This window comes from Amycolatopsis sp. NPDC049688 (genome assembly GCF_040674975.1).
GTDB lineage: Bacteria > Actinomycetota > Actinomycetes > Mycobacteriales > Pseudonocardiaceae > Amycolatopsis.
Genome location: NZ_JBFANY010000001.1, coordinates 698,194 through 717,920, shown reverse-complemented (window position 1 = coordinate 717,920; position 19,727 = coordinate 698,194). Strand labels below are relative to the sequence as shown.

At 74.7% G+C, this 19,727-nt stretch carries 15 protein-coding genes; 8 read left to right on the top strand and 7 right to left on the bottom strand.

The annotated features are described in order from the left end of the window. Position 1 precedes the first annotated feature (1 nt). From AB0J55_RS03005 to AB0J55_RS02995, 3 genes are read right to left on the bottom strand one after another with little or no spacing between them, the layout of a single operon-like run. Positions 2-463 (bottom strand): hypothetical protein, encoded by a 462-nt coding sequence (locus AB0J55_RS03005; RefSeq protein ID WP_354818426.1) that lies wholly within the window; start codon positions 461-463, stop codon positions 2-4. Between the two features lie 13 nt (positions 464-476). Further along, complete coding sequence (locus AB0J55_RS03000) at positions 477-1,673, bottom strand: hypothetical protein (RefSeq protein WP_364241917.1); 1,197 nt, start codon at positions 1,671-1,673, stop codon at positions 477-479. A gap of 59 nt (positions 1,674-1,732) precedes the next feature. Further along, positions 1,733-2,485 carry a hypothetical protein gene (locus tag AB0J55_RS02995; RefSeq protein ID WP_364241915.1) on the bottom strand — a complete coding sequence of 251 codons (753 nt, stop codon included), beginning with the start codon at positions 2,483-2,485 and terminating at the stop codon, positions 1,733-1,735. 117 nt (positions 2,486-2,602) lie between these two features. On the opposite strand from AB0J55_RS02995, the gene AB0J55_RS02990 reads away from it, so the two are divergent. Continuing rightward, positions 2,603-5,422 carry a BTAD domain-containing putative transcriptional regulator gene (locus tag AB0J55_RS02990; RefSeq protein ID WP_364241912.1) on the top strand — a complete coding sequence of 940 codons (2,820 nt, stop codon included), beginning with the start codon at positions 2,603-2,605 and terminating at the stop codon, positions 5,420-5,422. 10 nt (positions 5,423-5,432) lie between these two features. Here AB0J55_RS02990 and AB0J55_RS02985 read toward each other — a convergent pair whose 3' ends face one another. Further along, the gene (locus AB0J55_RS02985; RefSeq protein ID WP_364241910.1) at positions 5,433-6,407 is read right to left on the bottom strand and encodes a beta-propeller fold lactonase family protein; all 975 of its coding nucleotides are present in this window, start codon (positions 6,405-6,407) and stop codon (positions 5,433-5,435) included. A 334-nt stretch (positions 6,408-6,741) separates the two neighbouring features. Here AB0J55_RS02985 and AB0J55_RS02980 point away from each other — a divergent pair, with 334 nt between their 5' ends. The 6 genes from AB0J55_RS02980 to AB0J55_RS02955 all read left to right on the top strand — a co-directional run bounded on the left by AB0J55_RS02980 (position 6,742) and on the right by AB0J55_RS02955 (position 11,575). Further along, positions 6,742-7,167, top strand: coding sequence for a hypothetical protein (locus tag AB0J55_RS02980; protein WP_364241907.1), 426 nt, complete (start codon positions 6,742-6,744; stop codon positions 7,165-7,167). Between the two features lie 71 nt (positions 7,168-7,238). After that, positions 7,239-7,991, top strand: a complete 753-nt coding sequence (locus tag AB0J55_RS02975; protein ID WP_364241904.1) for a hypothetical protein — start codon at positions 7,239-7,241, stop codon at positions 7,989-7,991. Next, a complete protein-coding gene (locus AB0J55_RS02970; protein WP_364241901.1) occupies positions 7,988-8,734 on the top strand; it encodes an amidohydrolase family protein in 747 nt (248 codons plus the stop codon). The genes AB0J55_RS02975 and AB0J55_RS02970 overlap by 4 nt, the downstream gene beginning before the upstream one ends. Continuing rightward, positions 8,731-9,963 carry a sugar ABC transporter substrate-binding protein gene (locus tag AB0J55_RS02965; RefSeq protein WP_364241899.1) on the top strand — a complete coding sequence of 411 codons (1,233 nt, stop codon included), beginning with the start codon at positions 8,731-8,733 and terminating at the stop codon, positions 9,961-9,963. Before AB0J55_RS02970 ends, AB0J55_RS02965 begins: the two co-directional genes overlap by 4 nt. After that, a complete protein-coding gene (locus AB0J55_RS02960; RefSeq protein ID WP_364241896.1) occupies positions 9,963-10,778 on the top strand; it encodes a sugar ABC transporter permease in 816 nt (271 codons plus the stop codon). The genes AB0J55_RS02965 and AB0J55_RS02960 overlap by 1 nt, the downstream gene beginning before the upstream one ends. Then, positions 10,778-11,575, top strand: coding sequence for a carbohydrate ABC transporter permease (locus AB0J55_RS02955; RefSeq protein WP_364241893.1), 798 nt, complete (start codon positions 10,778-10,780; stop codon positions 11,573-11,575). Before AB0J55_RS02960 ends, AB0J55_RS02955 begins: the two co-directional genes overlap by 1 nt. On the opposite strand, the gene AB0J55_RS02950 is transcribed toward AB0J55_RS02955, so the two are convergent. Then, positions 11,556-14,444 carry a BTAD domain-containing putative transcriptional regulator gene (locus AB0J55_RS02950; protein ID WP_364241890.1) on the bottom strand — a complete coding sequence of 963 codons (2,889 nt, stop codon included), beginning with the start codon at positions 14,442-14,444 and terminating at the stop codon, positions 11,556-11,558. The two genes, AB0J55_RS02955 and AB0J55_RS02950, sit on opposite strands and share 20 nt — an antisense overlap. 169 nt (positions 14,445-14,613) lie before the next feature. Between AB0J55_RS02950 and AB0J55_RS02945 the strand changes: the two genes are divergently transcribed. Further along, the gene (locus AB0J55_RS02945; protein ID WP_364241887.1) at positions 14,614-15,606 is read left to right on the top strand and encodes a hypothetical protein; all 993 of its coding nucleotides are present in this window, start codon (positions 14,614-14,616) and stop codon (positions 15,604-15,606) included. Between the two features lie 297 nt (positions 15,607-15,903). Here AB0J55_RS02945 and AB0J55_RS02940 read toward each other — a convergent pair whose 3' ends face one another. Beyond that, the gene (locus AB0J55_RS02940) at positions 15,904-16,842 is read right to left on the bottom strand and encodes a TIGR03564 family F420-dependent LLM class oxidoreductase (RefSeq protein ID WP_364241886.1); all 939 of its coding nucleotides are present in this window, start codon (positions 16,840-16,842) and stop codon (positions 15,904-15,906) included. 296 nt (positions 16,843-17,138) lie between these two features. Beyond that, a complete protein-coding gene (locus tag AB0J55_RS02935) occupies positions 17,139-19,712 on the bottom strand; it encodes a BTAD domain-containing putative transcriptional regulator (protein ID WP_364241883.1) in 2,574 nt (857 codons plus the stop codon). Positions 19,713-19,727: the final 15 nt, after the last annotated feature.

Sequence of the window (19,727 nt, the reverse complement as noted above, 5' to 3'; positions counted from 1 at the left end):
TCTACAGCGACGCCTGCAGCGGACCGGAGGTCTTGGTGCCCCCGGCGTCCGTCGCGTCGACGTGCATGGAGAAGCCGGAGAACGTCGCCTGCGGGGCGCCGGTCACCGTCGCGGCCGTCGGCGAGGCGCTCGTGATCACGCACCGGCTGAGCACGATCGTGGAGAACGACCAGTCGTCCCCGCTGCGCTCCTGCATCGCGATGCTGAACTCGGTCGCGTTCAGCGCCAGCGCGGTCAGCTGCGCGGTGGCCGGGCCGATCGCGTTGACCGTCAGCGAAAAGGTCAGCGAGAAGGGCTGGGTGACGACACCGACGTGGGTGCGTTCGATGCTGTGCAACGGCTCGGCCGTGGTCGCGAACGTGGGCGTGAAGGACTGGATCGGCGAGATTTCGTGGTCGACGCCGCGGTCGTCGGTGTAGTGCACCGAGAGGCGGGTGTTCCAGCTGGCTTCGGGACTCGACATGCTGGGCTCCTGGTCAGAACTGGGGGGCGAGTGTCACGTTGAGCCGGTGCACCGCGGGCCCGTACGTGATGCTGATGAGGACGGACACCTGCCGGGTCTGGCGGGCGGTGACCACCTGGGCCTGTTCGGCGGTGGTGCGGGCGGATTCCGGCAGCGCGAGGATGGCCAGCAGCGGGATGGTGACGGAGAAGTCGTCGATCACCGCGCCGAGCTGCAGCGGGCCGAGGATGCCCTCCACCCGGACGCGCACGGCGGTCAGGCCGGCCTTGGTGATCCGCGCGTCCCCCACCGAGCCGATCAGCCCGGCCCGCAGCCGGGCCTCGGCGTCGTCGATCACCCGGCGCGTGTCGCCGTAGACGATCGCGGGATCGGACGAGAACACGCCGCCGTCCCCCATGAACAGCCCGGTCCCGGGCACGAGCGCCGGGTCGATCAGCGGGATGACGCCCTGGCCCGCCAGCCCGGTGACCTCCGCGGGCACGTACTGCTGGGTGATCGGCATCGTGAAGCCGCGGACCTGCTTGAGCACGAGGCTGGTGGCCGGGGCCAGCCCGGCGACCGCGCCCATCACGGCCGCGGCGGCGTCGGCGACCGGGTTCGGGTTCGCCGTCTCGTCGGTGGTCGCCCCGCGCGCGGCGACGAGGATCATCCGGCCGGTCGAGCTCTTCAGCGCGCCGTAGGAACCGCCCGCCAGCACGGTGTCCACATAGGTCGCGGTCTTCGCGATGGCGGGGTCGATCATCGCGACGGCGATCCGCCGGTTGCCCGCCGCCGACGTGTTCTCCACGTGCTCGGCCAGCGCCCGCAGCCCGGTCGCGGGGGTGCTGCCGCTGGTGGCCGCACCCACCGTCGTCTCCCCGGCCAGGCAGACGAACGTGACGTCGTCCGCGGCCTCCAGGCCCGCGAGCGCGGCGGCGTAGCTGCCGGCCGACGGCGTGCGGACGCCGTAGACCTTGCTGGGCCGCGGGTCCTGGGCGAACACCAGGTCCAGGCTGCGGGTCAGCGGGGTCGCCGCGCCCGCCTTGCCGAAGAGCGCGAGCGCGTCGGCGTGGCCGGTGACCACCAGCGGCGTCGACGCAGGTGCGGTGGCGCCGTCGGCGTTGCCGACGACGGCGACCACGCCCGGCGAACGTTGCGCGACCGGGACCAGCGCGCTGGTGTCGATGGTGACGTCGACAAAGGGGAAAGCCGGTTGCACGAGGGTGGCCATACCGATCTCCGTACGTGGTTCTGACGTGGTCGATGCGCGTTTCGCGCGGGACTTGGCGGTCATGTGGGCTCCGTGGTGGTGATGACGGCGACGCCCTGGCCGGCGAGCCAGCTCCGCGCCGCGCGCAGCCGGCCGGCCCGCCGCTGCTCCGGCGTCGTGTCGCTCGGCGCCCCGGGCCAGCCGGGGTCGTCGAACGTCGTGTCCGGGACGACCCAGCAGACGAGGCGGTCGAACCGGCGGGCCGGCGCCCCGCGGGGGACGTCGGCGGCGGCGTAGCGGGCGGCGCCGAGCCGGGCCACCGCGGTCGCCCGCAGCAGGTCACGGGGGCTCGTGGCGGCGTCCGCGGCGAGGAACGCCACGAGCACCGGGAGCGGGACCGGTACCGGGGCCGGGTCGTGCTCCGGCGGGCTCATCGCCACCGTGGCGTCGATCCCGACCGGGGAGTCCGTTTCGGACGCCCCGGTCGAGACGTCCACAATGGTCCCGTCGGGCAGCGCCGTGCGGACCACGACGGCGCCGGTCCACACCGCGTCGGCCGCGACCGGCGGCGCCTGCCCGGTGTCCCAGGACGCGCTGACCTCCCACGGCACCGGCTCGCCGGTGCGGCGGAACTGGGCCAGCGCCGCCACCCGGGCCCCGAGCGGCACGGCGAGGTCGAACCGGTCGAACGTCGCCGTCGCCGGTTCGGTCACGAGCGCGGGGTCGAGTTCGTAGGCCACGGTGCCGATCGCGAGCAGCGCCTCGGCGGTCAGCACGGAAGGGCGGGCCACCGGATCGGCGAGCCGCAGCACGATCTCACTGGCGACGTCCATGGGCCCACCGTGGCAAGGCGCGTCGACAGCCCGTCGACAACCGGTCGACAACGCCGGGATTGGGCCGAACGGACGCGTATCCACGCCGCGGTCCGGCCCCTCCTGAACAGGGTGGGGATGGACGACCGGCCGGAGTTCCGCGTGCTCGGCCCATTCGAGGTGCTGGTGCACGGCAGGCCGCTCGACCTCGGCGGTCCCCGCATCCGCACGCTGCTCGCCCTGCTGATCGCGAACGCCGGCCGGGTCACCGGGGTGGACACGATGGCGGACGCGCTGTGGGACGTCGACGCCACGCCCGGCACGCCACGGACAGTCCGGACCTACATGTCCCGCGTGCGCCGCTCACTGGCCCCGGTCGCCGCCGACCTGATCGAGACCCGCGCGGCCGGCTACGCCCTGCGGCTGGAACCGGCCCTGCTCGACGCCCGCGAGTTCGAACGGCTGGTGACCGCCGGGCGGGCGGCGCTGGCGGCGGACCCGGTGACGGCAGCGGACCGGCTGTCCCGCGCGCTGGCGCTGTGGCGCGGCGACGCCTACGAGGACTTCGCCGGCACGCTGGCGCTGCTGGCCGAAACCCGGCGGCTGCAGGCGTTGCGGCTCGGCGCCCTCGAAGACCGCATCGACGCCGACCTCGCCACCGGCGCCGGCGAGGCACTGATCGGCGAACTGACCGCGCTGACCGACCGGCACCCCGGCCACGAACGGCTGTGGGGGCAGCTGATGACGGCGCTGTACCGCGCGGGCCGCCAGGCGGACGCGCTGGACGCGTTCACGCGGGCCCGGACGGTGCTCATCGGCCAATTCGGGCTCGACCCCTCGCCGCGGCTGGCCGGGATCCACCGCCGGATCCTCGACAACGATCCCCGGCTGCTCCCGGCGGCCCCGGCCCGGCCGGTCGCCGTCCGGCCGCCCGCGGCGGTCCGCAACGACCTCCCCGGCGACATCGCCGACTTCGCCGGCCGCGAAACCGAGCTCTCCCGGCTGCTGGCGGCCCCGGGCGGCGTCGCGCACGCCGCGCCGACGGCCGTCGTGATCGAGGCGATCGACGGAATGGCCGGCATCGGCAAGACGACACTGGCGATCCACGCCGCGCACCGCCTCGCCGGGCACTACCGCGACGCCCAGCTGTTCATCGACCTGCACGGGCACACCTCCGGCCAGGCTCCGACCACCCCGGCGGCGGCGCTGGACACGCTGCTGCGCGCCCTCGGCGTGGCCGCGGACCGGATCCCCCGCGAACCGGACGCCCGCGCGGCGCTCTGGCGCGCCGAACTGGCCGGCCGCTCGATCCTGGTCGTGCTGGACAACGCCGCGGACGCCGCGCAGGTCCGGCCGCTGCTGCCGGGCAGCGCGGGATCGCTGCTGCTGATCACCAGCCGGCGGCGCCTGGTCGGGCTGGAGGCGGCGCGCACCGTGTCCCTGGACGTGCTGCCGGAGGACACCGCCGTCGGCCTGTTCGACGGCATCGTCGCCGACGACCGGCCCGCCGCGGAAGCCGGCGCCGTCCGCGACGTCGTCGCGCTGTGCGGGCACCTGCCGCTGGCCATCCGGATCGCGGCGGCGCGGCTGCGCACCCGGCCCGCGTGGACCGTGGCCCACCTGGCCGACCGGCTGCGCCAGGCGGGCCGGCCGCTGGCCGAGCTGTCGGCGGGCGACCGCAGCGTCGCCGCGGCGTTCGCGTTGTCCTACGGGCACCTGGACGCCGCGCAGCAGCGCATGTTCCGGCTGCTCGGCCTGAACCCGGGCCCGGACATCGACGTCCCCGCCGCCGCGGCGCTGGCCGCCGTGGCCCCCGCGGAAGCCGAGCGGCTGCTGGAAAGCCTCGTCGACGACCACCTGCTCCAGCAGCCGGTGACCGGCCGGTTCCGCTTCCACGACCTGGTCCGCCAGCACGCGCAGGCCACCGCGCTGGCCGACGAGCCGGAACCGGACCGGACCGCGGCGCTGCGCCGGCTGGTCGCCTTCCACCTGCACACCGGCCACCGCGGCAGCCGCCTGCTCGACCAGCAGCACCCGCCGATCGACGTCGGCGAGCCACCGCCCGGCTGCGTCCCGGCCCCGCTCGCCGACGACACGGCCGCGATGACCTGGTTCGACGGCAACCACCAGTGCGTGCTCGCGGCGCGGCAGGCCGCCGAGGACGCCGGCTGGGACACGTGGGTGTGGCAGCTGGCCTGGACGCTGGACAACTTCCACTACCGCCGCGGGTACCTGCAGGCCAACATCACGTCGTGGCTGGCCGGGCTGGGCGCCGCCGAGCGGCTGGGCGACGTGGCCGTGCAGGCCCGCGCGCACCGCCGCCTCGGCCTGGTCTACGGCCCGTTCGGGATGCCGGCCGAGGCGTTGCACCACCTGAACCGGTCACTGGCGCTGGCCGGGGCGATCGGCGACACGCTGGGCCAGGCGGGCGTCCACTTCGTCCTGGCGCTGCACTGGGCGAACGAGAAGGACGACGAGCGGGCCCTGGAGCACGCCACCAGCGCGCAGGAGCTGTACGGCGCCCTCGACGACGGCAAGTGGGAGGCGCGCGCGTTCAGCCTGATCGGCGCGTGCCTGAGCCGGCTGGGGCGCCACGACGAGGCGCGGACCCACGCCGAAGCGGGACTGGCCCGGTGCCGCGAACGCAACGACGTCTACGGCCAGGCGGACGCCTTGGACAGCCTCGCCGCGATCGCGGCCGAAACCGGCGACCACGACGAGGCGCTGGACCGCTCGAGGCGGGCCCTGTCCCTGTGGCGCGACCTGGACAACACCTACCGCCAGGCGGCCACGCTCGCCGCAATGGGCGACGCGCACCAGTCACTGGGCCACGCGGACCAGGCCCGCGAGGCGTGGCACCAGGCCGTCGCCCTGTACCGGGCGGGCAACCTGCACCCGGCCGCGGACGAGATCGAGAAGCGCGCGGCGAGCTGGAGCCGGACCGGCGACCTCGGCTGAAGGTGCCCGCTCAGGACGTCACCGCGAGCCCCTCCGGTTCGCTCCCGACCGGGACCGTCGCGACCACCTTGTTCGTCGCGATGTCGATCACCGACATCGAGCCCGAGGCCGAGTTGGTGACGAACACGTAGCTCGTGTCCGGGGCCGCCGCCACGCCTTCGGGCTGGTCCCCGACCGGGATCTCCGGGCGGCCCAGGACCGACACCGTGTCGGAACCGGCGTTGGCGACGTAGACCTGGCCGCGCGGGGTCACCGCGATGCCCATCGGGACCTGCCCGACCGGCTGCGTCGTCATCAGCGTCGGCCCGGTGGCGCTGATCGCGTTGACGCTGTTCGCGCCGGTCGCCGCCACGTAGATCCGGTCGCCCGCCGGGTTGATGGCGATCCCGGCCGGGAAGCGGCCGACCGGCAGCGTGGCCACCACCTGGTCCGTGCCGGTGTCGATCACCGACACGGTGGCCGCGCCGTTGTCGGTCACGTACACCCGGCGCCCGTCCGGGCCGGCCACGGCGCTGTGCGGAAAGTGGCCGACCGGGATGCGCCGCACCACGGTGTTCGTCGCGGTGTCGATCACCGACACGGTGTCGGCACCGAAGTTCGTCACGTAGGCGCGCGTGCCGGTCACCGCGACACCGAACGGGTGCACGCCCACCGGCACCGTGGCCACCGTGGAATACGTCCGGGCGTCGATCACCGAAACGGTGTCGGAGAGCTCGTTCGCGACGTACACCCGGTCCCCGTCGGGCGCCGCGCCGACGCCGACGGGCGACCGTCCCACCCGGACGGTCGCGACCACCTCCTGCATCCGGGTGTCGTACACGGTGACGTTGTCGGAACCGCTGTTCGCCACGAACACCTGGACCCGCGACGGATAGGCGTGCGCGTCCGGGCCGACGGACGCGGCCGCCAAGAGCAGCACCGCCAGCACCCGGATCCGCACGGCACGCCGCCGCGAGCGCGGAATCGCGCCATTGCCGAATGACATTACCTTCTCCAGTCGGGCAACCCTGTCTTGGGCAGGAAATGAAGGCTTTTCTTGTTCGGGACACCTTCGGCGAAACCGGTCGGCGAAGCGCTTGTGGCGCGCCGTTTCCCGGGCCGCGCCCACGCTAACCGACGATTCGGCGGACCGGCCACCGGAACAAGATCATGATCGCCTTGACGAGTGAAAACGGCGGCGGCGGACCGCGATTTGCCGGGATAAACCTTTTGAACCCGGACGGGTGTCACCGATGTCGTGTAGGGAACGTATGGCGCACGTGTAACGGCGGCCCAATAGATTCCGCGTTGTTCGCATTACCCGAACCGTGGGAGTTCCGATGACGCTGAAAGAACGAATGACGACGAGGAAGATCGGCGCGGCCGTGGCGGTGGTGGCCGCGGCCGCCGGGGTGGTGTTCGCGGCGGAGCCCGCCAGCGCCGCCTACCCCACCAGCACCTTCGACATCACGTACGGCGCGAGCTACTACCGCGGCACCGTCACCTGGTACAACCGGTCGGTCGGCGTCGCCGGCACGTTCAAGGCCACCGGGTGCCGGCGGGTGTACGCGTCGGCGTGGGCGGGTTCCACCCGCCTGGATTACCAGAGTTCCAGCACGCATTGCGACTCGACCACGTCGGCGCCGTTCTCCCTTTCCGCGGACGTCTCCGGCGGGGCCGGTGAAGTCGACCTCTGGATGACCGACGGAACCGGGCAGGCCCTCAAGGGCGTGATCTGCCACCGCGGGGTCAGCGCCTGTTCCTGACGGGCGCACGTGTAGCGATCGTGTAGGCCCGCGCGGCAGGCTCCCACCCATTCCGGCGGACGGGGGAAGAGGTGAGCAGGTCACCCTGGCCGCCGGTGCCCGCCGGGCGGCAGGAGATCGACATCGACGTCGACGTGCTGTTCGGCACGCTGCCGAGCCGGCGGCTGGACGCGTCCCTGGACGCGGCGACCGGGCTGCACGTGAAGCACCGGATCCGGCGCGGCCTGGTCTGCCCGCTGCGGGGGGCGTTGTTCGACGCCCGCGCGGGCAACGACGAGCTGCGCAAGGCCGGAAACCGGACGCGGTTCGTGCCCGTCGGCGCGGTCGACGTGCGGGACGCGCTGGCCGCGGAGGCGGAGATCCCGCGGCTGGCCGCGTCCGGGGTGCGGCTGCTGCGGCTGTTCCCGCCGGAGCAGTGGGTCGAGCCGGATTCGGCGGGGCTGGCGCACATCGTCGACGTCGCCGTCGGCCACGGGATGGTCCTGCTCACCAGCGGGGATTTCAGCCAGTTCTGGCGGCCGTTCGCCGGCCGGGGGGCGCGGGTGTGCTTCCTCGACGTGCACGCCTACCGGGTGGCGGACTTCGTCGTGCTCGCCCGCCGCGAACCGGGGTTCGTGGCCTCGACGCGGCTGCTGTGCGGGCCCGACTCGATCGAGCGCATCGCGGGCGAGGTGGGCGCGCACCACCTGGCCTACGGGTCGCGGGCCCCGCTGCACGACGTCCTGCCCTCGGCGCTGCGGCTGCGGACGGCGGGGCTCGACGACGGGGCGTGGCGGCAGGTGGCCGGGGGTACGGCCGCGGCGTGGCTGGCGGACGAGGCATGATCATCGACGTCCACGGCCACGCCGGGCCGTGGTTCTTCAGCACGGACGTCGGGAGTGCCGAACTGAACCTCGCGCTGATGGACCGCTACGGCATCGACCGCCAGATCGTCTCCGCTTCGGAAGCCGTCACCTACGACATGGTGTCGGGCAACCGGTGGCTGGCGGAGGTGCTCGACACCCACCCGCGCCTGCTCGGGTACGTGGTGGTGAACCCCAACGACCTCGGCACCGCCGCGCGGGAGCTGGAGAAGTACCAGCCGGGCGGCCGGTTCGTCGGGGTCAAGGTGCACACGACGTACCCGGACCGGCCGCTGCTGTCGGCCGAGGTCCGGGACGCGCTCGGGCTGGCCGCCGAGGCGGGGCTGCCGGTCCTGGTCCACACCTGGGACGAGACCGTGCTGGGGCTGGTCGACGTGCTGGAGCGGTTCCCGGACCTGCGGGTGATCGCGGGGCACATGGGCGGCCCGGCGTGGCGGGCGGCGGTCGAGGCGGCCCGCCGCCACGAGCGGCTCTACCTGGAGCCGTGCTGCTCGATCACCGACCGCGGCCGGTTCCGGTACGCGCTCGACCGGGTGCCGCTCGGCCAGCTGCTGTTCGGCACGGACAGCACCCTGGTCGATCCCGCGATCGCGCTGGGCGTGGTCCTGGAGGACGGGCTCACCGACGAGCAGTACGACCACGTGATGTGGCGCAACGCGGCCGCCCTCTTCGGCCTCGCCGGGGAACCGGACCCGGGCGCATGAGGACCGCGGCCGTGCTCGCGGTGTCCGCGCTGATCGCGGCTTCGCTCGTGGCCTGCGGCCCGGGCTCGCCGGGCGGCACGGTCACGCTGTGGATGTACCCGGTCATCGCCGACCAGGCGCAGAGCCGGGCCTACTGGCACCGGGTCGAGGCCGGGTTCGAACACGACACCGGCGTCGACCTCAGGATCGAGCTGCAGCCGTGGGAGGGCCGTCAGGAGAAGCTCGGGGCCGCGCTGATGGCCGGCAACGGCCCCGACGTGGTGCTGCTGCAGTCGGACATGATCCCGCAGTACGCCGGGGAAAACGCGCTGGCCCCGGTCGACGACGTGGTCGCGGGCAGCCCGCGCCCGTACCCGCCGGCGGTGGTCGGCGCGCTGCAGGTGCAGGGCCGGTCCTACGGCGTGCCGCTGTACCGGACCGTGACGACCACCGTGTACAACCGGAAGCTGTTCGCGGAAGCGGGAATCACGCAGCTGCCGCGGACGTGGGACGAGGTGGCGGCCGCGGCCCCGAAGCTGGCCGCCCACGGCGTCCCGGTGCTCGACTACTCGGGTTCCACCGAGGAGACGCTCAACCTCACCTTCTACCCGCTGCTGTGGCAGGCGGGCGGCAGCGTGTTCACCCCCGACGGCCGCAGGAGCGCGTTCGCGTCGCCGGAAGGCGTGTCGGCGCTGCGGTTCCTGGTCGGCCTCGAGGCGGCGGGCGGCCTGCCGCGGGACGCGGCGACCAAGCGCAGCGGGCTCGCCGACGACGCCATGGTGACCGGCCGGGCCGCGATGTCGCACGCGATGACCGCGGCCGCGGCCCGCACCGTCGTCGCCGCGATCGGCCCGGAGAACACCGTGATCGGGCTGCCGCTGCAGAACCGGGCGCGGGTGACGTTCGGAACTCCCGGTGCGTTGTCGTTGCTGCGCAGCGCGAAGCACCCGGAGGTGGCGCGGAAGCTGCTCACCTACCTGACGTCGCCGGCCGTGGCCGGCGAGCTCTGCACCCGCTCCGGCTTCTTCGGGCCGTGGGCGGACGCGCCGCCGCCGTCGGCCGACGCGGTCGACAAGGCGTTCGCCCAGGCCCTGCCCTTCACCTCGGCCGGGGACGCCCACCCGCAGGCGCGGAAGGTGATGGGGCTGCTCGCGCCCCACCTGCAGGCCGCGCTGCTCGGCGAGAAGACCCCGGAACAGGCGCTCGCCGAGGCCGCCGCGGAGGCCGACGCGTTGCTCGGCAGGGGCTGATGGCCCGGCTGCGCCGGGCATGGACGGTGCTCGTCTTCCTGCTGCCGGTCCTGGTGCTGTTCGGGATGTTCCGGTTCCTGCCGATGCTGGGGGCGGTGGGGCTCAGCCTGAGCGAGTACCACCTCGGCGGGGACTCGCGCTTCGTCGGCACGGAAAACTACCGGAGCCTGTTCTCCGACCCGGTCTTCCTGGACAGCCTGTGCACGACGCTCGGCTACGCCGCCCTCTACGTGCCGCTCACCCTGGTGACGGCGCTGGCCACCGCGGTGCTGCTGCACGTCGTGCCGTGGGGGCGCGGTCTGTTCCGCGCCGCGTTGCTCGCGCCGTACGCCACCAGCCTGGTGCTCGGCGGGGTCGTCTGGCGGTGGGTGCTGGAACCCACCGGCGCCCTCCGGCAGCCCGGGCTGGTGCTGCCCGCGCTGGCCGTGGTCGGGGTGTGGAAGGGGTTCGGCTACGCGATGCTCGTGCTCCTCGCGGGCATCGGCGACGTCCCGGCCGACTGCCTGGAGGCGGCCAAGGTGGACGGCGCGAGCGCGTGGCAGCGGTTCCGCCACGTGCTGCTGCCTTCGCTGCGGCCGGCGTTGTTCTTCGTCGTCGTGGTCGAAACCGTGAGCGCGTTCCAGGTCTTCGACACCGTGTACGTGATGACCGGCGGCGGCCCGGCCCGTGCCAGCTACACGCTGGCGTATGCGGTGTACGACTACGGTTTCCGGTACTTCGACGTGGGCCGCGCGGCCGCCGCGGGGGTGACGCTGTGGGCCATCGTGCTGCTGGTGTCGCTCACCCAGCGCCGCGCCTTCGAACGGAACCCGTGATGGGCCGCCGGATCTGGCCGGCCGCGCTGCTGGCCGCGGCCTCCCTGGCGGCCGTCGGCCCGTTCGTGCTGATGCTGCTCGTCGCGTTGTCGCCGGGCAGCGCACTCCCCCGGCGCCTGCCGGACGCGCTCACCTTGGCCAACCTCGCCGGCGTGCTCTCGACCGAGAGCTTCCTGCGCTGGACGCTCACCACGGTGATCTACTCGGTGGTCTCGGTCGCGGCGGTGCTGCTGTCGGCGTCGATGGCCGCCTACGTGTTCGCCCGGAAGCGGTTCGCCGGCCGCGAAGTGCTGCTGTGGTCGTTGCTGTCCACGATGATGGTGCCGTTCCACGCGCTGCTGATGCCGTCGGTGGTGGTGATCTCCCGGCTCGGCTGGTCGGACACCTACGCGGGGCTGATCGTGCCGACGCTGGCCAACGCCCAGGCCGTCCTGCTGCTGCGGCAGTTCGTCGCGGCCCTGCCCGACGAGGTCTTCGACGCCGCGCGCGTCGACGGCGCCGGCGACTGGCGGGTGTACCTGAGCATCGTGCTGCCGCTGTGCCGCCCGGTGCTGGCCACGCTGGCGGTGTTCGTCTTCCTGTGGCACTGGAACGACTTCCTGTGGCCACTGGTGGTCGCGCAGTCCGACGGGATGCGCACGCTGACCGTCGGACTGTCCACTTTGGAGGCCGGACACCTGACCGCGGGACAGCTGATGGCCTCGGCCACCGTCACCGGGGTCCCGTGCCTGCTGGTCTTCGTGCTGCTGCAACGGCACCTGGTCAAGACCATCGGATTCACCGGCTCGGGACGCTGAGCCCCAGCCGGTGGCGGGTGGACACCGCCCGCTCGTGGGAGACCCGCATGCCCAGCCGCCCGAACAGCTCGGCGGACCGGGCGAAACAGGCGGCGGATTCGGCGAAGTGCCGGTTGCGGTGCGCCACCCAGCCGAGGCTGTAGAGGACCGACGCCTTGTCCGCGCTTTCGTCGTCCGGGGAAAACACCGCCAGCGACCGGGACATCAGGCTCGACGCCCGGTCGGCATCGCCCTGCTCCGCGCAGGTCGCGGCGAGCACGTGCAGCGCGAGCGCCTCGTCCCGGGGGCAGGAGGCCGCGTGGAACAGCTCGATGGCCTCGGTCAGTGCCCGCTCGGTCGCATCGCGGTCGCCCCGGGCCTTGTGGTGCAGCCCGAGGCTGAACAGCGCGCAGGCCTGGCCGTACCGGCTGCCCAGCGCGCGGAAGGCCGTCAGGGCGCTGCCGAGGCACCGCGCCGCTTCCCCGAGCCGTCCCTCGGTCCGGTGCACGATGCCCAGTGCCTGCAGGGCGAAAGCGGCCCCGGCGGTGTCCGCGCACCGGTCGAAGGTGCCCCGCGCCTGCTCCAGCTCGGCCGCCGCCTCGGCGTGCGCACCGTGGAACAGGTGCACGCTGCCGAGCCCGAGGCTGGCGTAGGCGTGCCCCCGGCTCTCCCCGATCTCCGCGAAGAGCTCCTGTGCCTGCCCGAAGTGCTCGTTCGCCTCGCCGTAGCGGTCGCGGTAGAACGCCAGCGCGCCGAGCCCCTGGTGCAGGATCGCCCGGCTGCGCCGCGCCCCGGTGCGGATCGCCGCGGCCAGGGCGAGCCGGTGGGTGTGCTCCCACAGGTCGTAGTGGCTGCGCAGGTCGAACAGGGTGGTCAGGGCGCAGGCGGTGTCGCAGGCCAAGGTGGTCATGTCCAGGGCGAGCGCCTGCTCGAGCACGGCGACCAGGGCGTCCCGCTCGGCGTCCAGCCAGGCGAGCGGGTCGGCCAGCAGTTCCCCGGCGGTGCGGTCGTCGAAGGGCGCGCCGAGCCCGGCCGTGAGCCGCACCTTGAGGAACCGGCACGGCAGCCCGGATTCCGCGCGCACGGCCAGGCCCAGCCAGGCGCCGAACGCCCGGTGCAGCGCCGCGGCCCGCTCGGCGGGCGGGTCGACGGCGTTCGCGCGTTCCCGGGCGAAGACCCGCAGCAGGTCGTGGAAGCGGTAGCGGCCGGTCCCGGACACCTCCACCAGGTGCACGTCGACCAGGCTGTCGAGGATGTCCTCCGCCGCCGGCAGGCCGGTCTCGAGCAGCGCGGCGACCACCCAGGCCGGGAAGTCCGGGACGTCGAGCAGGCCCAGCAGCCGGAACGCCCGCTGCTGGACGGCGTCCAGGGCCTCGTAGCTCCACGCCAGGCCGGCGCGCGCTTCGAGGTCGTCGATGCGCAGCTCGTTGAGCCGGGTGCCTTCGTCGGCGAGCCGCGCGGCCAGCCGGCCGACGGTCCACTGGCCGCGGCGGGCCAGCCGGGACGCCGCGATGCGCAGCGCCAGCGGGAGGTTGCCGCAGTAGCGGGCCACCGCGGCGGCGGCGTCGGGTTCGGCCGCCATCCGCGCCGGGCCGGCGATCGAGGCCAGCAGCCGCACGGATTCGTCGGCGCCGAGCACGTCCAGGTGCACGGTGTGCGCGCCCACCAGCTGCCCGCGGCTGGTGACGAGCACGGCGGACCCGGGCGATCCGGGCAGCAGCGGGCGGATCTGCGCCATGCTCGCGACGTCGTCCAGCACGATCAGCACCCGCCGGGCCGCCAGCTGCGACCGGTACAGCGCGGCGCGGGCCTCCAGGTCCGCCGGGACGGCGTGCGGGTGCACGCCGAACGCGGTCAGCAGGGTCGCCAGCACGGTGGCCGGCTCGCGCGGCGACGAGCCGGGTCCGCCGAGCCGGACGTAGAGCTGGCCGCCGGTGAAGTGCTCGCCCGCCTCGTGCGCCACCCGGACGGCCAGCGCCGTCTTGCCCACCCCGGCCTTGCCGGTGATGGCGGTGACCACCGACCGCGACGGGCGGGTCAGCAGGCGGTGCAGCTCGGCCGTTTCGGCGGCCCGGCCGGTGAAGTCGTCGATGTCGGGCGGCAGCTGCATGGGCCGCACGGCGTCGCCGTCTTCGGGCCCTTCGCCGCGGAGGACCCGCTCGTGCAGTTCCCGGACCGCGTCGCACGGTTCGACGCCGAGCGCTTCGACGAGCACGTCCCGCAACGCGCGGTAGGTGTCCAGCGCTTCGGCGCGCCGGCCGGCCCGGTGCTGGGCCAGCATCAGCCGCTGCCACAGCCCCTCCCGCAACGGCTGCTGCCGCACCAGCGCCGCCAGTTCGGGGATCAGCGTGCGGTACTGGGCGGCCGCCAGCCGGGCGTCGGCGAAGTCCTCCCGGGCCGCGGCGGCCGTCTGCTGCAGCCGCGCCACCTCGACCTCCAGCCAGCCGGCGCACGGGACGTCCTCGAGCGGTTCCCCGCGCCACGTCGTCCACGCCTGTTCCCAGAGGGTCACGGCCTTGCCGGCGTCACCGGCGGCCAGCGCCGTCCGGGCCGCGTCCGCCGTGGCTTCGAAGATCCGTGTGTCGAGCCGGCCCGGGTCGATCCGCAGGCGATAGCCGCCGCCGTCGGTGACCAGCAGGTCGCGCAGGCCGATCCCGGCGAAGTCGCGGCGCAGCCGGCTGACGTAGGTGTGGACGTTCGCGACGGCGGAAGCGGGCGGCCGCTCGCCCCACAGCGCCTCGACGAGGGCGCCGAGCCCGACCGGCTGCGGGGTGCGGACCAGGAGCGCGGCGAGCAACGCCCGCTGCCGCGGCGCCGCCGGCTTCAGCGGCCGGCCCCCGTTCGTGACGTGCAGAGGACCCAGGATCCCGAACCGCGCAGTCTCGCCCAAAATTTTCCCACCCCGGATGGGGAACGTAGCAGACCTGACCGGCGCTTTGATCGCCCGAAAGGGGCGTCCACGGCGTGTAGGTCCCGTGTAGGCCCAGCTCGTTACGTTGGCGCGGTTCGCCGATATCACCCGCCGAGGGGATGGCGAGACCCTGCCACCGGAGGAACGCATGAACAACCGCACGAAGTGCGCCGGCCTCGCCCTGGCCCTGGCCCTGACCGGGCTCGGCGGCACCCCCGCCGGCGCCGCGACCAGCCAGGACTTCGGCCCGGTCGTCGTCACCGGGGTGCCCAAGGCCCCGACACCCCCGGCGAAGGCCACCCAGAAGGTGGTGCCGCTGGCCACGATCGGGACGCAGCTGACGGCCGGGGCCACCGCCTACGTCTACTCGGAACTTCGGGCCTACGACGCCGACCAGGCGAACCTGATCGACAACGAGATCCGGTGTACAGGTGCTGGCGCGTCCAACGTCGTGCTGGGCGAGAACGTGCTGCCCGCCACGCACCCGGACCCGGCGCTGCGGGACATCGAGATCGTCAACCGGTTCCTCGTCACGGCGACGACGAGCGGCGCCCTGAGCTGCACGCTGTACCTGCGTACCGCTTCGACGTCGGCCTTCGAAGCGCGGGAAACGGTGTCGGGGACGCTGCGGTTCGCCTCGACGGCGGTGGGCGGCGACGCGGACGGGACGGCCATCCAGCGGTCCCTCCCGGCGGGCAACCTCCCGGTCACGTCGACGACGGTGGCGCCGGTGGTCACGGCGACCCTGCCGGCGGGCTACCGGGAGCTGGCGGTGATCGCGGACGTGGAGTTCCACCGCGGCCCGGAACCGACCCCGGACAGCCCGATCCACTATTCGACGGCCCGCTTCACGTTGACGGCCACGACCTCGGGCGGCCCGGACTGCGCGAGCGCACCGGCCGCGCAGACGGAGGAGACGGTGGTCCGCGGGGCCAACCACGCGGCGATCCCGCTGTACACGAAGGTCCCGGTCAACCCGGGCTGCACACAGGTGAGCGCCAAGGTGACGACGACGTACGTGGCGGGCAACCCGGGCTCGGTGGGCGGCGCGGCAGCGGGGCTCACCGACGAGACGGGCGTGAGCGGGTCGACGCCGAACCACACCTCGGCGATGACCCACCTGTTCGTCGTGCCGAGCTGACGTTCTCAGCTCACCGGAGCCGCCTTGCCGAGCGCGGCTTCGGTGAGCGTCGGCGCGGTCCGGACCAGACTGGGCACCGCCTCTTCGGGAGGCAGGCGGTGCAGGTCCGTGAGCCCGGACAGCGCCGTCCCGGCCGCGGAATCGGGGCGGCGACGGCGACCATGTTCCGCACGATCGGCACCTCGGTGTTCGGCGCGCTGCTCGCCGGCGGCGGATCCGGGCCCGCGGCCGTGACGGGGATGTCGCGCATCCTCACCGTCGCGGCCCGGCCGATCCGAAACCCCGCTCGGCGGCCGGTCAGGGCGTGCGGGTGTTCAGTGATCCCGCCAGCCGCCAGGTCCGCAGCCGTTCACGGGCCGAGCGCAGGCCCGACTGGATCAGGACGATCTCCGTGGCCCCCGCGTCGAAGTACCGGCGCAGGCCCGCTTCCACCACCCGCTCGTCCCCGATCAGGGCGAGGTCCGCGGCGTGCGTGGCGCCCTCGGCGTCGAGGATCCGGCGGTACGACGGGATGTCGCCGTAGTACCCGAGGTGCACCGCCGCGATCTGGCGCACCGGGCCGGGGTCGTCGGTGACCACCGCCGGGACCGCCGCGATCACGCGCGGCTCCGGGCGTCCGGCGTCGGCGGCCGCCTTGGTGAGGGTGGGGACGATGTGGCCGGCCAGCGCGCGCGGGCCCGCCAGGAACGGCAGGGTGCCGTCCGCGAGCTCGCCCGCCACGCGCAGGGCCTGCCGTCCCATGGCGGCGACGACGATCGGGACGTCGCCGCCGCCCGGGACCGTCGTGGGCAGGGGCGGGCAGGCGGTGAGGGTCTCGCCGTCGAACAGGGGGCGGCTGCCGCCGAAGATGTCGCGCAGCACGGTGAGGGATTCGCGCAGGGACGTGATCGGCGGCGGGTATTCGAAGCCGAACGCCGGTTCCAGCAGGCTCTGCACACCCAGGCCGAGGCCGAGGGTGAACCGGCCGCCGGTGGCGGCCTGGGCGGTCTGCGCCTGGGCGGCCAGGTGCAGCGGGTGCCGGGGGTAGAGCGGCACCACGGCGGTACCGACGGCGATGCCGGGCACCTCCCGCCCGGCCAGGGCGGCGAGGGTCAGGGCATCGTGGTCGAACAGCTGCGAGAACCACACCGAGCGCAGCCCGGCGGCCGCGGCCTCGCGGGTCTGGGCGAGGAGTTCTTCGACGCTGTTGGCGGCCCCGGAGAGGTCGCCGGCGGGCAGGGCGGCACCGATGGTCATGGGGGTTCCTCCGCGATCAGGCTTCTTCGGGGTGACGGGGATTCACGACGGCACGGGATCGGGCGCGGCAAGAGGCGGTCGGCGCGCGGGGGCGAGCGGACTGCGCAGGCGGCGATGCCCGAGGCGGCCGGCACCCCTCGGTTGGGCTGGGCAGCGGCGACGCTTGGGGCGGCCGGCACCCCGCGGTCGGGCTGCGCAGGCGGCGGCGCCCGAGCCGGCCGGCACCACACGAGCGGGCTGAGCAGGTGGCAATGCCCGAGGCGGCCGCCGCACACCAACCCCGGCAGCGCCCGCCATCACGCCTCTTCCGGGTAATCGGACTCCCGGCGCCACGAGATCGGGCGCGGCCGCGGCAGGCGGCGGTGTCCCGCACGGCCCGTCGACCGGGGCGCCCCGTCGCCCTGGGCGCGGTCGGCCGCCAGGTCGTACTGGTTGCGTCCCAGAGCAACCCGGGGCGAAGCCGTCCGGTTGCCCTCCGCCGACCCTCCCGGCACCGGGGCCGGCAACGCCGAGTCCACCGCCACCGAAGCCCGGGCGCGGCCGACCCCGGCGAGGACTTCGCGGACCAGCTCGTCCCAGCTCAGGCCGCCCGCCTGCTCCCCCGCGGTGAGCGCGCGGGTGATGCGGCCGGCCGCGTCGGCGAAGCGGCTCTCGCGGACCGCGAGCTCGCCGAGGGACCGCTCCAGCGCCGCCTCGGCGCGCCGGTCGCCCGCCGGGACCACCGCGCTCAACGCCGTTTCGCCGCTTTCGCGCCAGTCCGCGTACCAGCCGCGTTCGCCGGCCAGGTCGGCCACCGCGAGCGCGAGTTCCGCGCAGTAGCGGGGTTCCCCGGCGTCGGCGGCCTGGCGCACCGCGGCCAGCAGACCGGTGTGCTCGCGGTCGTACCACGTGCGCGGGTCGCCGGGGACAGCCGGCACCGGCGTCCGCGGCAGGCCCTCGACCGCGACCCCGCGGGCCTGGTCGGCCAGGTGCAGCCACGCGCCGAAGAGCCGCCGTGACGCCGCCGCGCGATCGGGAAGTGGTTGCGCCGCAAGCAGTTCGAGCGCGAGCAGGCGGGTGAGCGGCGGCAGCCGGTAGCGGGTGCCGGCCACGTCGACGAGCCGCGCGTCGACGAGCGCCTCCAGCGCGTCGGCCGCTTCGGCCGGACCGACGTCGGCCAGCGCCGTCGCCGACCAGCCCGGCCAGCTGCCCGCGGGGAGCAGGGCCAGCCGGGCGAACAGCTCCCGCGCCGGGCCCGGCAGGTCGCCGAGGCCGCGCCCGGCGGCGTCGCGGACGCCCGCGCCGAGCCGGCCCAGCCGGTCGTCCTCCGAGCGCAGCCGCGCCACCGCCTGGGCCAGCGTGCGGCCGGGCCGCGCGGCGACGTGCGTGGCGGCCCCGGTGACGGCCAGCGGCAGCCCGCCGCACAGCTCCACCAGCTCGACCGCGTCGGACAGCTCGGCGGTCACGCGGTCCTCGCCGACCAGGGCCGACAGCAGCTCGACGCCCTCCGCGCCGTCCAGCACGTCCAGCTCGGCCACGGTGACGCCGGGCCGCGACGCCACGCGGGCGTGGGTGGTGACGAGCAGCCGGCAGCCGCGGGCGTCCGCCACGAACGGCGTGACGCGCGACAGGCTCGCCGCGTCCTCCAGCACGGTGAGGACCCGGCGCCCGGCGAGCACGCTGCGGTACAGCGCCGCGCGGCCGTCCAGCTCTTCGGGGATCTCGGCCGCGGGCACCCCGAGCGCGTGCAGGAACCGCGCGAGCACGTCGGCGGCGTCCTCGTCGGCCAGCCGCGCGTAGAGCACCCCGTCGGGGAAGGCGGGCGCGGCGCGGTGCGCGGCTTCCGCCGCCACGGCGGACTTGCCGACCCCGCCGCGTCCACTGAGGACAGTGACGACGGCGGCACCGGGACCGTCGTCGGCGAGGCCGCGCCGGAGCCCGGCCAGCAGCCGCTCGTGCCCGGTGAAGTAGGGCAGGCGCGCCGGCAGCATGCGCGGCGGCGCCCAGCCGGCCGCGGGTGCCTCGCCCGAACCGGCGAGGATGTCCTGGTGCAGTTCGCGCAGGGCGGCGCCGGGTTCCAGGCCCAGCTCGTCGACGAACCGGCGGCGCACGGCCCGGTAGGCCGACAGGGCCTCGACCCGGCGGCCGCACCGGTGCAGTGCGGTCATCAGCTGCAGCACGAACCGCTCGCGCAGCGGGTACTCCTCGGTCAGCACCGAGATCTCCCCGACGACCTCGCGGTGCAGGCCCAGCTCGAGCTCGGCGTCGAGGCAGTCCTCGAGCACCTCCACCCGCCGCTCGGCGATGCGCACCTGGTGGGCGCGCACGACCCCGCTGTCGATGCCGGTGAGCGGCTCCCCGCGCCACAGCGCCAGCGCCTCGCGGAACGCGGCCCGCGCGTCCTCCGGGCGGCGCGCCGCCCGGCCGCGCGCCACCAGCGCCTCGAACGCGTGCAGGTCCAGTTCCCCGGGCGCGAGGTCGAGGCAGTACCCGCTGCCGCGCGCGGAAATCCGCTCCCCCAGCCCGGCCTTCGCCAGCGCCCGGCGCAGCGCCGACACACAGGTCTGGACCTGCGCCCGGGCCGTCGCGGGCGGCGCGGCACCCCACAGCGCGTCGAGCAGCACTTCCAGTGGCACCACGCGGTTGCCGTTGAGCAGCAGCAGCGCGAGCACCACCTGCTGGCGGCGGGCGGTGACGACGACCGGCTCGCGGCCGTGGACCTGCAGCAGGCCCAGGACGCGGAAACCGGGCTCGGCGTCGTTGCGGGGGTTCCGGGTGGCGGAGCCCCCGGCCCGGGGCGAAGCCCCGGTTGTCACGGAGGCCGGTTCGGGGACGGCATCGGGGACGGCGCGGAGCGCGGCCGCTCCGGGTGTCGGCACGGTGGTCTGCACGGTGTTCCCTCCGGG

What these genes read in the sequence shown, in the direction of transcription:
- AB0J55_RS02955 (WP_364241893.1), top strand. Translation starts at nt 10,778, where the DNA reads ATGGGCCGCCGGATCTGGCCGGCCGCGCTGCTGGCCGCGGCCTCCCTG.
- AB0J55_RS03005 (WP_354818426.1), bottom strand. Translation starts at nt 463, where the DNA reads ATGTCGAGTCCCGAAGCCAGCTGGAACACCCGCCTCTCGGTGCACTAC.
- AB0J55_RS02995 (WP_364241915.1), bottom strand. Translation starts at nt 2,485, where the DNA reads ATGGACGTCGCCAGTGAGATCGTGCTGCGGCTCGCCGATCCGGTGGCC.
- AB0J55_RS02980 (WP_364241907.1), top strand. Translation starts at nt 6,742, where the DNA reads ATGACGCTGAAAGAACGAATGACGACGAGGAAGATCGGCGCGGCCGTG.
- AB0J55_RS02985 (WP_364241910.1), bottom strand. Translation starts at nt 6,407, where the DNA reads ATGTCATTCGGCAATGGCGCGATTCCGCGCTCGCGGCGGCGTGCCGTG.
- AB0J55_RS02945 (WP_364241887.1), top strand. Translation starts at nt 14,614, where the DNA reads ATGAACAACCGCACGAAGTGCGCCGGCCTCGCCCTGGCCCTGGCCCTG.
- AB0J55_RS03000 (WP_364241917.1), bottom strand. Translation starts at nt 1,673, where the DNA reads ATGGCCACCCTCGTGCAACCGGCTTTCCCCTTTGTCGACGTCACCATC.
- AB0J55_RS02960 (WP_364241896.1), top strand. Translation starts at nt 9,963, where the DNA reads ATGGCCCGGCTGCGCCGGGCATGGACGGTGCTCGTCTTCCTGCTGCCG.
- AB0J55_RS02940 (WP_364241886.1), bottom strand. Translation starts at nt 16,842, where the DNA reads ATGACCATCGGTGCCGCCCTGCCCGCCGGCGACCTCTCCGGGGCCGCC.
- AB0J55_RS02990 (WP_364241912.1), top strand. Translation starts at nt 2,603, where the DNA reads ATGGACGACCGGCCGGAGTTCCGCGTGCTCGGCCCATTCGAGGTGCTG.
- AB0J55_RS02965 (WP_364241899.1), top strand. Translation starts at nt 8,731, where the DNA reads ATGAGGACCGCGGCCGTGCTCGCGGTGTCCGCGCTGATCGCGGCTTCG.
- AB0J55_RS02970 (WP_364241901.1), top strand. Translation starts at nt 7,988, where the DNA reads ATGATCATCGACGTCCACGGCCACGCCGGGCCGTGGTTCTTCAGCACG.